Genomic DNA, 13,055 nt, shown 5'->3' on the forward strand with positions numbered 1-13,055 from the left:
CGAGATAAGATTGACTGAGTTTTTTTGTGATGGAGAATGTCAGCATGGCGAAAGATCAACACCGTCACGACATTTCGGACCGAGTTTGGAGCGTTCTGGAGCCGCTGCTACCTGGAAGGAAAGGAGCGTGGGGAGGGGTGGCGGAGGACAACCGCAAGTTCCTCAACGCGGTTCTGTGGATTTTACGCACTGGTGCGCCTTGGAGGGATCTTCCAGAGGATTACGGAGGGTGGAGCAACACGCACAGGCGTTTTTGTCGCTGGAGAGACAAGGGGCATTGGGAGCGCCTGTTGTCGGAACTGATGAACGAGCCCGATTTTGAGTGGCTGATGATTGATGCCAGTCATGTCAAAATCCATCCGCATGCGGCGGGAGCCAGAGGTGGAAACGAGGCGATCGGTCTGACAAAAGGGGGCGAAACACCAAACTACATTTGGCCGTGGATGCGCATGGTATGCCGGTGCGAGTCATTGTTACAGCGGGTTCCACGGCTGATTGCACACAGGCTGGCAGGTTGATTGAAGGCATTGCCGCAGACCATCTGATCGCCGACAAGGGATATGACACCAACGCCATCATCGAAATGGCGCAGGCCGCAGGCATCTGCCCGCAGATTCCTCCAAAGACCAATCGCATAGAACAACGCGAATATGACCCTTATCTTTATCGGATCAGGCATCTGGTAGAAAATGCATTCCTACGACTCAAGCAATGGCGCGGCATCGCAACCCGATACGCAAAACGAGCCTCCTCTTTCCTCGCTGCCGTCCAATTCAGGTGTGCCATCCTCTGGGCTTCAATCTCGTGACTACACGCTCTAAGCTGCCGACGATGAAACCACTCCTCAATCTGCTATGCCTCGGCTGCCTGCTCGCCATGACAACGGGCGTGCAGACAGCCCTTGGCGACGATCTTGACGATCTGTTGGGGCCTGTCCCCGCGTCAGAGCAGGCGGCGATTGCGGAGGCGGTCGCCGCCGATGCCGCCAGCACCGAGGAAATCCCATGGACGCCATCCGCGCCCTACGTGCTCCCGGAAATCCTGCCGCCCGTCCTCGCGCCGGCGCTAAAGGATTTGCCGCTCCCGCCCGGCCTGACGCCGATCCAGTTCACGCAACTGCGCGCGGTGCTCACCCGCGCGATCGAACAGGAGACCGTCCTGACGCCGCTCGGACTTGTCGTGCTTTGCCCACCCGTGCTCAAGGACCCTCTCAAGAGCCTCGAACGCTGGCTGCGCATCCTCGATGCCGCCGGCATCACGTTTCTCCCGACCTATGAGCGTGGCACACCTGCCGAGGTCATGTGGCGGCAGTTATCAGCCAATCCACAAACCACCGAGGCCGAATGGGTCGGCTTCTATAAACGACTAAAAACATGATCGCCACTAATTCCTGAGCAGAATTTCCATCACGGCGGTGATATTTTTAGCCCCCGCATGAGTCATGCGGGGGCTTTGCATTTGCGATGCATGGGGTGTGCATGGAGGGGGGGGCGGGGGGGGGGGGGGGAGGAGGGGCACCCATTTCGCGCGTTACGCGCTTGGCACCCGTTTCAGGGTTTTTCGGCACCCATTCCAAACATTTTTCGCGTTACGGGGGAGGCCTTTGTGCCCTCTGCCGAGGGCAGCCCTTTGGGCCATCGCCTTCGGCGATGCCATCTCCGCGCTGCTGCGCTCCGTCCGAGGCCTCCGCCGTGCGTAGTGTGAGGATGCGAAATTCATAGGTAGATGGAGCGTGGTTTCGGAGGCCTCGGAGAGGCCTCCCTACCGTTAAGACAACGGCTACAGGAGCGGTGGTTTCCAACCGTCGCTCTCTGCTTCGGCTTCGCGACCTTTCAAACAGGACGGCAGATTAGAGCAGATCGGCAGGCAGCGTCACGAGACCGTCGGTCGCCGGGAGTTCCCGGGGAGCAGTGCCAGCCGCCTCGATTGTCACCCGCGCCACGTCCGCGGGCACTTGTACGGTGAGCGGCACTTGTTTTGCCAGCCAGCGGTCGAGTTCGGGCCAGCTCAGGGTGACACGGAGCTGGCCGTTGCGTGTGTCCGTGATGTTGTCGATGCGGACGTTGTCACGCAGCCAGCGCCAGAGAAACAACTGGCCTTGCGTCGCATACCAGGCGCCGGGCTGGCGTCCGTAACGGGCAAGAAAGGCGTCGAATTTTTGCCAGTCCGCCTCGGTGCGGATTTCGTAGGAGTGTCCCCAAAAATAGAATACGCCGCCGGGTTGCGACACGGCGCGCTGCCAGGCTTGTTCGAGGCGGTCGGGCGAGGCGAGGAAATGGGCGTCGGTAACGAGGGCGAGCGGTTCGGCGTAGCCGGTGATGGTTTCGCCGCCGGTGCGCGTGGTGCGCCCGGAGAGGTAGCCGGCTTCGCGCACGCCGCGCAGCACGTAGTCGCCGCGCGCGTCGCAGGCGGGGACGTGGTTGTAGGGATACGCGAATGAGATCACGGGATGGCCGAGGGCGGCCTCCAGTCGCAGGCGCATTTGCAGGCACTCCGCAGCCCATAGGCCGGGGGCGATGGTCCAGGCGTGCGGGTGGTTGAGCGAATGCGAGGCGACCTCCATGCCGCGGCGTTCCAACTCGGCGAGAAAGTCGGCGCGCCCGGCCTGGTTGTTCATCAGAAAAAAGGTCCCGTGGAAGCCATGTTTCTCCAGCGCGGCGGCGCAGCGCTGGTCGTTGGCCGCGCCGTCGTCCCAACTGGTGACGACCGCGGTTTGCGCTCCACAAGGCAGGAGGGGAAGGGCAACTTGTCTTTTAATATCGGATACGCCGGTGCCGGTTGCAAAGGAGAGCGTGACGAGCGTCCGCCGGTCCGGGCTGGCGACGGGGAGCGGCGCGTTTTTGCGATCGAGCGGCAGGCGGGGCTGGTAGAGGGGCACGGATTGCAAGACCGCCCCTTTGATGCTCATGGGGTTTATGAGGCCGGTGCCGGGCGCAGCAGGGGAGGGGGGGGTATTGTCCGCGACCGAGGCGGGCCACTCAAGCGACACGGGCGCCTGATCGAGATAAACGTTCACGCGCCGGGACATGGGCGCGGTGATGCGTTCGCCATCCGCACCAATGACGGTCATTGCACCGGAAAGGGTACCGCGAACAGCGGCGGGAAAACGGAAAGCCGGGCTGATTTGCCAGTTGCCGGGCGGCAGGCCGGACGGCAACGCGGACGTGGTCGTCTCCACGAGGAGGCCGAGCATGCGCGGTGCAATCGAGGCGTTGGCGGTGGCATCAGCCGAGGCGGATGGCGCGGGTCCATCGACGGGCGCGAAGGTAACGCGCTTGATGGCGCGAATGGTCTCGGGCATGTGGCGTTGCGGACGCACTTCGAGCGAGGCGAGCGGGGCGGTGCACCAGAGGCGCAGGCGAAACTGTTCGATGCCCCACGCGTTTTCCGCATCGGTGAGATCAAAAACCGGGGCGAGTGGAGTGCCGAAAAAGAATTTTATGCGAGAGGAGTCCTTGGGACGTTTGGCAAACTCGACTGTCATTTCCCACCAGCCGGGGGGGAGGGGGGCCGGCAGGCGCCATTTGTATCCGGTATTTGGATCGCTTGCTGCCGGCAGGCTGACGGCGCTGCGTCCGTCGTCGAGCGCAACCCTCTCTCCGCCGGTCGCCTCGCCAGGTGCGAGCGTGATCGTCTGCCTTGACCCGGTGGCGGCGGAGGAGGCGGACAACATCGGCAGCCATGAACACATGGCGGCGAGAATGAACAGGAAACAATGGCGGTGGATGCGCACGATGAATCTCATGAAAAGCCAAGATATGGGGGTCTGCCCCCACGCGGGCAAGTGGAACGATGGCAAACCTCAAAGTCTGGCTTGCTCATGCAAAAAAAATGCGCGTCTGACGCCGCAGGCGTGCTATCGCAAAGAGTTGCATTGAATATGCTTTTCAGAGAATTGCTTCATTATGAAAAGGCCCCCGTATCTTGGCCGTTCCCTGCTGTATCTGTTATTGGTATTCCCGGTGATTTTTCAGGGTTTGCTTCTGGTCGCCGTGCTTGGTGCGGGAGTCTTGGACTGCATATTGCCGGACAGCGGCATGAGCGTTTCAGTGAGCATCGCCGGCGCGCTGTTGGTCTGGTTGCTCGGACGCGAGGGGAAAAAAGTTGTTTTGCGCGCGTATCCAAAATCTGATGACGGAGTGAGGATGGCAGAATGTCCGCCGCCACCGGGCGATTTCTGGCTTCGTTACCAGCCGGTGCTCATCGCGAGCCTGTGGTCGTTGTTTGTCGCTTTGGCAGGCTTGCTGTTTCCTGCCCCTGAAGAGGGGGCGGTGTTTACGATATTTCTCATCGTCTTTGGGCTAACCCATCTGCCGTCAACATTACTGACTTCTGTTGGGGCGTTGTTGAGCGTGCCTTCGCCGTGGATGTTTCTTGGCCCGCCGTTGCTGATCTATGCTGCTTACGGATGCGGGATGGCGCTGGGATTTCGCGCGGTCGGGGCTCCACGCTCGGCGTTGCGAGGGCGTGTTGTCTGGAGCCTGACGCTGGCCGTGCTGCTGGCCGCCATTGTCGGGCGCGTATTGATTATGAAATCCGGTTTCGTCGGCGGACGCCCGGAGGACGCATCGTTTCCCGATCAGTTTTATACCCGGGACTACCATCCGCATCGCGAGGGCAACCGGCTTGTGAAAATCGATGCGCCCACGCTGACGATTTCCGAAAAGCATCCGCAGCTTGATGGCGCGACGGCGGCGTATCCGGTTCTCGCTGCCGCCGCCCAAGCGATTTACAAAAATCTGAAGGATTACGAGGTGGACCAGTTGGTGGGTGCCTCGACCACGCCACGCGCTTACGAGTGGTTGATCAAGGGCAGGGCGGATCTGATTTTTGCGGCGCGTCCGTCACCCGAACAGGAGGCGGCGGCGCGAGAGGCGGGTTTGGCACTCAATCTTACGCCGATCGGACGCGAGGCGTTTGTGTTTTTTGTGCACAAGGACAATCCGATCGAAGGGCTGAACACCGACCAGATTCGTGCCATCTACACGAAAAAGATCCGCAACTGGCGCGAGGTGGGCGGGCGCAACGAAAAGATTGTTCCCTTTCAGCGTCCCAAGGGGTCGGGCAGCCAGACGGCGATGGAGCGCAAGGTCATGGGCGGGGAGCCGTTGCCCGCTCCGTTGCGCGAGGAGTTTGCCCAAGCCATGGGCGGCGTCATCCAGCGCGTGGCGGGTTGGCGCAACAGGAGCGAGGCCATCGGGTATTCGTTCCGGGTGTTCGCGACGCAGATGGGCCCCGAGCGTCCGATTCGTTTGCTCCGGATCGACGGCGTGGAACCCACGCCTGCGGCAATTCGTTCGGGCAAATATCCTTACACCGTGGATGTCTTCGCCGTGACGGCATCACCAATAAAACCGTCGGAGACAAAATTCGCCGTTCCCAATCCGCATGTGCGTGAACTCATCGATTGGTTCCTTTCGCCGCAGGGCCAGCGTTTGATTGAGGAAACCGGTTACGTTGGGCTGGAACCCGCGCCGTCGCCGTGAGGGTCTGACGGCATCGGGATTTCATGGCGTTTTGATTGGGAAGTGGCGCGGGCGTCCCGCCCGCAGACGGCGCGGAGCGCCGCCATGAAACAGGGCGGAGAGGCACTTCCCTCAGAAGCGGGCGGGACGCCCGCGCCACGAATGTTTCGCGTAAGATCAGTTACTCGGTGGCAGGTGTGATGGTGCAGCGGAGGGTGGCGCGAGTGATGGGTTTCTCGAAATCTATGCCGACTCGCACCGGGGCTGGCAGACACCGACGCCGACTCCGGAAGTATCGCTTTCCAAATCGCCGGTCACGCGCCGGCGATTTTTGACCTCACCGCTGCTTGCGGCGCGTAGTACCGCCCGCCTGCCAAAATCCCTCAATCATGACGATCTTCGGGTGCTTCGGGACACCGCGTTCGTGCTGCCGCACACCGCTCACCACCAAATCGAGCGCCGCCGCGCCGATTTCCACCGAATTTTGATTCATGCCGCTCACGTCGTTGCCCACCGCCACCGTGAGGTCGATGCTCGCATAACCCACGTCATCCGGAACCCGGGCGCCGCAGCGTTCGATCCAGTCTGTCACCGGGCGGTCGATCCCCAGCACGGCGTCAGGTTTGTATTCATGAAACCACGACGAGAATGTTTCGAAGTCCCATCGCGGCGTGATCAATGGCGGCACCGGTTGTGCGCCCTTGGCCGTCAGCAGATGTTGCGCGCACAAAAAGCCCGCGCGCCAATGGTGTCCCGTGCGCGCGTCATGGTGCGCGGGCAACGCCAGCCCGATCCGGCGGTAGCCAAGCCCGTGCAGCCGCCGGAACGCCTCCTGCACCACCTGCGTGTGGTGCGAGGAACTCCGGTGTATTTGTGGTTTCGCCACGGAAAACGCGATCGTTGCCGCCGAGAATTTTTCCCAGTCCAGTTGCAACCTGAATTCTCCCGGCTCGAAAAGCAGTGGGAAAATCAATACGCCTTCGATGCCCCGCGACCATAGGATCTGGCTCAGGCGTTTTTCGCTCATGTGCTCCCGGTTGAGGTTGAACTCGGCCAGCGAATAGCCGAGTTGCTCCGCCTGCCGCTTGGCTCCGTCGAAGTAATCGCGGTAGGTGGGGAATCGCTCCCACGACAAATCGGTAACAAGTGCCAGTGTGACCTCGTTGCGCGTGCGCGTGACGGTGCGCAGGCGTGCCATCAGGCCCGACATTTCCGGGTTTGGCTGGTAGCCGAGTTTTTGGGCAATGTCCGTGATGCGCTTGCGCGTGCGTGGTGGGATTGACGGATGCCCGCGCAAGGCCAGCGACACCGTCATGCGCGTGACGTTCGCCTGTGCTGCGATCACACGCAATGGCACGGGTTTTGATTTCTCCCCTTCGCCGCCCGCACTTTTGCCCGCCGCCTTCGCTTTTGATGCCTTGGCGGAATTGTCCGCAACAGAAGCAACAGAATCAGAGCCGGAGGAAATGGGGATGGATTGGGCCATTCCTTTACGTAAAGCAAGCATCCGCTGGATTTCAACCCGTTTGTGGTCTTCGTTATTCACAGTCGTCTTTTCCCCACCCGCAATCGAACAACCTTAAAACTTTCTTCCACATGCAACACCCCGTCTTATATTCATACCGGCCTCGCGCCGTAAGGGGCTTCACCCTGATCGAACTCCTCACGGTCATCGCCATCATCGGTGTCTTGGCGGGCATCCTCATTCCTGTCGTCAACCGTGTGCGCGAAACCGCCCGCGCATCCGTCTGCGTGTCCACGCTTCGCCAATACGGCGTGGCATTCAATATGTTCGTCGTGGATAACAAGGATCGCTTCCCTCAAGGCAGCAGTAACAATCCCAAGTGGCTTAATGTGGATGGAATCGGCTACTACATGTCCGTTATCAAACGGACCGAAGCGGTTGGTCGTAGCGCCTCCTGTCCCACCCTGCTTTCCCGCTGCTCCGCAGAATATGCGGCAAATCCTGAATATCACGAAACCCGCCGCGGCTATCGCTACAACAAGAACCTCAATCTGGGCACTGGCGAGAAGGACAAACAAAACTTTGAAAAATCGCTCCACTACTCTGCTCTTCCCGCGCCCTCCCGCACGCTCCTCTTGTGGGAAGCTCGGAGTTTTGGCGTCAATGGTGACGACATATCAGGCAAACCTGGCGAAACAGGCACTTCACCCAAGTACCGCCATCATGGCAGAATGAACTGTCTCATGGTTTCCGGCGCAATCGTGACCCGTCGCGGCAACGACAATCCCGACGAGACTGTTGACGACACTGCCATTCCCTATGCCGAAGGCGGCATCAATTGGAAAGTCCCTGGAGAGCCCTTTTTCTTTAAACCATGACGCTCCATTCCCTCATCCAAACCAGTCGTGCAGCCATCTGCTTTGCGACTGGTATTCACTTCCTGTCTATTCACGCGGCACCAAGCGATCCCCTTGATCACGTATCCGCGTATTCGTTACAAATCGGTGCCGATGGAGTTCCCTTGTCAGGCTACATGCCAATCGGCATGAGGCCCGGCCAGCCGCACCAAGTGGTCCAAGCCGGATTCAACCTCTGGCAAGCCCAAGCCGACAATTACGGCTTTTACGCGGGTTCCCCCTTTGAACTCCCCGACGACGCCCTTTCCTTCAACACCGACCACGGACTCCTTTACTACACCCAAGCCCGCGCCGCCAACTCCCTCACCCGCAAAAAACCGAGCCCTCCCGGCCCGGTCGGCAAATACGGCAATTTCCCCCCCCTCATAACCCCCGACGGCACCCCCTTCAAAACACGCGCCCACAAAAACGCAGCCAACACCTACTACCCCGGTACTCGCGCTTACCTCACCGACTACATGCAAAAACTCGGTGCCGACTCCCCTTGGTCCGCCACTCCCACTGCCCGCCCCACCCTCTTTTGGGGCATGGACAACGAATGGGAAGCCTACCCCGACCACTCCCCCCAAGCCCGCGCTGCCTACGCTGCCTGGCTACCAAAAAAATTCAAAAACATCGACGACCTCAACCGCACCTGGGGCACCCAACTCCCCAGCTTTGCCGCCATCGCCGACTCCGCCAGCTACCTCCTCCCCCCCCCCAACGACTTTGCCAAGCGCCCCGCCGAGTACCTCGCCTGGCACACCTTCCAAAGCGAACACTTCACCACTCTCCTCGCCGACCTCGCCCACACCCTCCACACCGCTGATCCGCAACACCGTCCCATCGTCTACAAATCCACCCAGCAGACGATCGACATGCCCTTTACCCACCGCAACAAACCCTACGACAACGTCATCTTTGGCGAACGCACCCGCTCCATCAGCGGCGGACTCCAAGGCTCCAACATCTACGGTGCCGGTGACCGTCAATCCTACGAAATCAACTACATCACCAACATCATCCGCCCCCTTGACGGCAACCCCGGCGATTACGGCACCATGTGCCCCGAAACCAACAACCACGGCGGTCCCGGCCACCAATGGGCGGCCACCTTCTGGCGCGTGCTCCCCAACGGCCTCAAAGCCGTCAACTTCTTCACCACTGGTTACGAAGGCGCGAAAGGCGACTACGCCAGCTTCGGCCACTTCGCGCCCGACGGCACACCCCGCTCCAAGATGTTCTACGCCGCCCGCTGGGCGCACATGGTTCACCGCACCGAAACCCTCTGGAAAGAATCCGCCCCCGCGCCCGGCCTCCCCCGCCTCGCCCTCCTCCTCCCCCGCCGCGATTCGGTCCTCTCCGAACGCACCGACCGCCGTGTATCCAAATGGGCATACCCCATGAATCACCGCGTCATGGTTTACGGCTGGCTGCGCGAACAAGGCTACTGGGTGGACGTCATTCCCGAAACCAAGCTCGACGCTGCGTATCTGACAAAAAACTACAACGCACTCGTTCTCATCGGAGCCGAACACCTTGCCGAAACCGAAGCCGCCGCCATCACCCATTACGTTCGCAACGGCGGCGTCCTCCTTGCTGACGAACGCCCCGGCCACTTCGACGAACTCCACCGTGAAAAACGCCAGCTCGAACCCATCCTCGGCGTCGCGCTCGGTCGTTATGACAACACTCCCGCCTCTCGTTTCACCTTCGGCAAACGCCAGGCACCGCTCACTGGAGTCCGCGCCACCGGACGCCTCGACGTGCGCACCACTACCTCCACAACAAAAACCCTCCTCGCGACTGACGACGCTCGCCCGCTCGTTACCACCAACACCGCTGGCAACGGCCGCGTCATACACCTCGCCTTCATGACTGGCGACCTTCGCGAAGACGTGAACCTCCCCGTCGAAGTCTCCACATTCGCCTCCTCTCACGGTAATGAAACTGCCGATACCGGCGACGCCGCCACGCCACAACCCGGCGGCGCCATCAGCCGCTGGCTCGCCTCGCTCCTGCGCGACGCCGGAGTCGCGCCCGCCTACAAACTGCGCGGACGCAACATCACCGCAGCCGATGCCGCCATCATTCGCGTCGAGCAACCCGTTGTCGATTCCCGAGGCAACCTCGCCATTGTTGCCACCGTGCGCGGCTCAGCCGACCCCGCCGAACGCGTTCCCGCCACCACGCTCGAACTCCCCCTTCCCGGCGGCCCATGGACTCGCGCCCTCTGGGCTCCCGCCGAAGACGCCGGACTCGTCCCCGTCGAAGTCACGTCGCTCAAAGGCGACAAAAACCATCACCGCGTAAAACTCCCCGCCATCGAAAGCGCCGGCGTGCTGTATCTGCTAAAAAACTACTCGCCGCTCATCGGTATCCCAAAGATAGATACGCCCGATCGCGCCATCGACGGACACGCTGCCCGCATCCGTCCCGGCGTCCCCTTCCAAGTCAAAGTGCAACTCGTGGATCAGACTGCCGCCTCCGCGACCACAACTGCTGGAAAACTCCGTCTCGCCGCCGTGCAAGGCTGGACCGTGACGCCCGCCGAGATTCCCACCGACCAAGCAACGGAAGTCACCTTCACTGTCACTCCGCCTGCCGAAGCCTCCGCACTAAAACGCAACTGGCTCTATCCACTTGTCGCCCGCTGGTCAGACTCCACCGGCACCGACCGCGCCATCTGCGCCGCAAACGTGGAAGCCAAGCTTACGCAATGACGCATCAGAAGACGTGGCGCGGGCGTCTCGCCCGCGATTGTGGAGTGCGGCGATTCATCGCCGCTTTGACGGGCCGTTTTAACGGCCCGCCCCTCCAGCCCTTTCATCTCCTCGATGTGTCATCGGGCGACGCGATAAATCGCGTTGTCCAAAGCGGTGATAAATCACCGCATTCCAAAAGGCCCAGCGCGCTGATGTGCGCTTCTCTTTTCCCAACGCACATGTGATCCTTTCCCTGTTATGAAACACCAACTCAACCCTCTCCGCATATTACCTCTTCTCGCTGCGATCATCGTGACCGCCACCCTTTCCGCCGTCACCGCTGCGACTGCTGCTCCCGCTGTCACCACACCGCTCCCGGACAAAGTCGTTTACAAAACCGCAGGTGACATCCCGCTTCACCTCTACATTTACGAACCAGCCTCCTCCCCCCCCTCCGCTGACGCCCGTCCCGCGCTTCTCTTTATCCACGGCGGCGGTTGGGACCACGGACGCCCCACGCGCAAAAATGCCGTCGAACTCGCCAAAAAATTTGCCGACATGGGCCTTGTCACCTTCGCGCTCCAATACCGCTTGATCCCCGGCTGGAAGGACATGCACAAGCAGAGCGAAGCCGAAAAGAACGCCTACGGTGGCACCATCTCGGACAAGAATACTGTTTTTGACAGCGTGCGCGACGCCCGTTCCGCCATGCGTTACCTGCGTGCCCACGCCGCCGAACTCCGCATCGATCCCGCCCGCATCGCCGTGGCCGGAGGCTCCGCCGGAGGACACCTCACCGCTTCCACCACGCTCCTCATCGGTCCCGACATCGACGAACCCGGCGAAGACACTTCCATCTCCTGTGCCGCCAACGCGCTCATCTTTTTCAACCCCGTCATCGACACGTCGCGCACCGGCTACGGAAACAAAAAGATCGGTGCCCGCTGGAAAGAACTCTCCCCCGTTGACCACGTTCGTTCCGGCCTTCCGCCTGCCATCCTCTTTCACGGAACCGCTGACCGCACTGTCCCCTTTGCCAACGCGCAAAAATTCCACGACGCCATGCTCGCTGCTGGCAACACCTGCGAATTTTACCCGCACGAAGGCGGCGACCACGGCTACATCAGCAAAGACCCTGCTCTCCTAAAGGACGGTCTGGGCAAGATCGAAAACTTCCTCCGCCGCAACGCCATCCTCCCGCCCCCGTCCCCGCCCGCTGAGCAATGACATCTCTCCCATTCGCCGCTCTCCCGCCGCTCCAGATTCCGCCTGCTGCGACCAACCTCCTTGAACACGGCGCGCAGGAAGGCGGTATCCAATCCTGCACGACAGCCTTTGCCAACGCCATCGACACCCTCGCTGCGCAAGGCGGCGGCACCCTCACCGTCCCCGCAGGCCGCTGGCTCACCGGCCCCATCTGCCTCCGCAGCCACATCCGCCTCCACCTCGAAACCGGCGCGCACGTCGTTTTCAGCCGCGAACACGCCGACTACCAACCGCCAGTCCTCGCCCACCGCGCCGGATGCTGGGTAATGAATTTTCACCCGCTGCTCTACGCCCGCGACGCCACGCACATTGCCATCACAGGCCGGGGCACCTTTGACGGACAAGGCGACGCCTGGTGGGAATGGAAAAAAAACGAAGACGGCGTTCGTCGCCTCATCGACATGGTGGCGCGCCGCGTGCCCATCGCCGAACGCATCTTCGGCACCGTGGCCGACTGCGTTCGCCCCAACATGCTCGAATTTATCAACTGCCGCGACGTGCTCATTGAAAACGTCACCCTGCGCGACAGCCCCGCCTACCTCGTCCATCCCGTCGGTTGCGAAAACGTCACCCTGCGCGGCCTCAGCATCCTCGGCAACGGACCCAACAACGACGGCATCGACCCCGAATATTGCCGCAACGTCCTGATCGAAGACTGCCTGGTCGATACCGGCGACGACTGCATCTGCCTCAAATCCGGACGCGACCAAGACGGCTGGGCCGAAAACCGTCCCACGGAAAACGTCATTGTTCGCCGGATACGCACGCGACGCGGTCACGGCGGCATCGTGCTCGGCAGCGAACTCTCCTCCGGCATCCGCAACGTGCTGGTCGAGGACTGCGATTTCAGCGGCACCGAACGCGGCATCCGCATCAAAAGCGCACCCGGACGCGGCGGTTTTGTTGAAAACATCCACATGCGTAACATCCGCATGAGCGACATCATCGACGAAGCCATCATCATCCACATGGATTACGGCAGCGTAGCCAAGGGACAGGTTGGCAGCGCCTTCCAATCCAACACACCCTCGCCCACACGCATGCGCAACATCCTCATCGAAGACGTCACCTGCGCCAGCGCAGGCAAAGCGCTTGATATCACCGGTGACGCCGCCCTCCCGCCCGAGTCGATCACCCTGCGCAATCTTCGTCTCCACGCCACCCGTCCCGCCACCCTCACGCACGCCGCCGGAGTGACTTTGGAAAACGTGCAAATCAGCTAATCCCGTAGGGGCTTCGCTTGCGAAGCCCGTGCCAG

General features: G+C 61.3%; 8 protein-coding genes and 1 pseudogene. 7 read left to right on the plus strand and 2 right to left on the minus strand.

Annotated elements, in window-relative coordinates; all coding sequences use genetic code 11:
- The first annotated feature begins 44 nt into the window (after positions 1–44).
- Positions 45–808, plus strand: a pseudogene (locus tag OBACDRAFT_RS26465) (IS5 family transposase).
- A 23-nt stretch (positions 809–831) separates the two neighbouring features.
- Positions 832–1,377, plus strand: a complete 546-nt coding sequence (locus OBACDRAFT_RS10495; protein ID WP_043585379.1) for a hypothetical protein — start codon at positions 832–834, stop codon at positions 1,375–1,377.
- A 472-nt stretch (positions 1,378–1,849) separates the two neighbouring features.
- Here OBACDRAFT_RS10495 and OBACDRAFT_RS10500 read toward each other — a convergent pair whose 3' ends face one another.
- Positions 1,850–3,745 (minus strand): polysaccharide deacetylase family protein, encoded by a 1,896-nt coding sequence (locus tag OBACDRAFT_RS10500; RefSeq protein WP_052361657.1) that lies wholly within the window; start codon positions 3,743–3,745, stop codon positions 1,850–1,852.
- Positions 3,746–3,905: 160 nt separating this feature from the next.
- Here OBACDRAFT_RS10500 and OBACDRAFT_RS10505 point away from each other — a divergent pair, with 160 nt between their 5' ends.
- Positions 3,906–5,486 (plus strand): PstS family phosphate ABC transporter substrate-binding protein, encoded by a 1,581-nt coding sequence (locus tag OBACDRAFT_RS10505; RefSeq protein ID WP_043585380.1) that lies wholly within the window; start codon positions 3,906–3,908, stop codon positions 5,484–5,486.
- Positions 5,487–5,802: 316 nt separating this feature from the next.
- On the opposite strand, the gene OBACDRAFT_RS10510 is transcribed toward OBACDRAFT_RS10505, so the two are convergent.
- The gene (locus tag OBACDRAFT_RS10510; RefSeq protein WP_157837023.1) at positions 5,803–7,011 is read right to left on the minus strand and encodes a LacI family DNA-binding transcriptional regulator; all 1,209 of its coding nucleotides are present in this window, start codon (positions 7,009–7,011) and stop codon (positions 5,803–5,805) included.
- Positions 7,012–7,061: 50 nt separating this feature from the next.
- Between OBACDRAFT_RS10510 and OBACDRAFT_RS25265 the strand changes: the two genes are divergently transcribed.
- From OBACDRAFT_RS25265 to OBACDRAFT_RS10530, 4 genes are all read left to right on the plus strand, one after another.
- On the plus strand, positions 7,062–7,808 hold the full coding sequence (locus tag OBACDRAFT_RS25265) for a type II secretion system protein (RefSeq protein WP_052361662.1): 747 nt from the start codon (positions 7,062–7,064) through the stop codon (positions 7,806–7,808).
- Positions 7,805–10,549 carry a beta-galactosidase gene (locus OBACDRAFT_RS10520; RefSeq protein WP_081721956.1) on the plus strand — a complete coding sequence of 915 codons (2,745 nt, stop codon included), beginning with the start codon at positions 7,805–7,807 and terminating at the stop codon, positions 10,547–10,549. The genes OBACDRAFT_RS25265 and OBACDRAFT_RS10520 overlap by 4 nt, the downstream gene beginning before the upstream one ends.
- A 240-nt stretch (positions 10,550–10,789) precedes the next feature.
- Entirely contained in the window at positions 10,790–11,758 is a 969-nt protein-coding gene (locus OBACDRAFT_RS10525) for an alpha/beta hydrolase (RefSeq protein WP_052361667.1), read from the plus strand.
- A complete protein-coding gene (locus tag OBACDRAFT_RS10530) occupies positions 11,755–13,020 on the plus strand; it encodes a glycoside hydrolase family 28 protein (protein WP_052361669.1) in 1,266 nt (421 codons plus the stop codon). Before OBACDRAFT_RS10525 ends, OBACDRAFT_RS10530 begins: the two co-directional genes overlap by 4 nt.
- Positions 13,021–13,055: the final 35 nt, after the last annotated feature.

The organism is Geminisphaera colitermitum TAV2, assembly GCF_000171235.2.
Taxonomy (GTDB): domain Bacteria; phylum Verrucomicrobiota; class Verrucomicrobiia; order Opitutales; family Opitutaceae; genus Geminisphaera; species Geminisphaera colitermitum.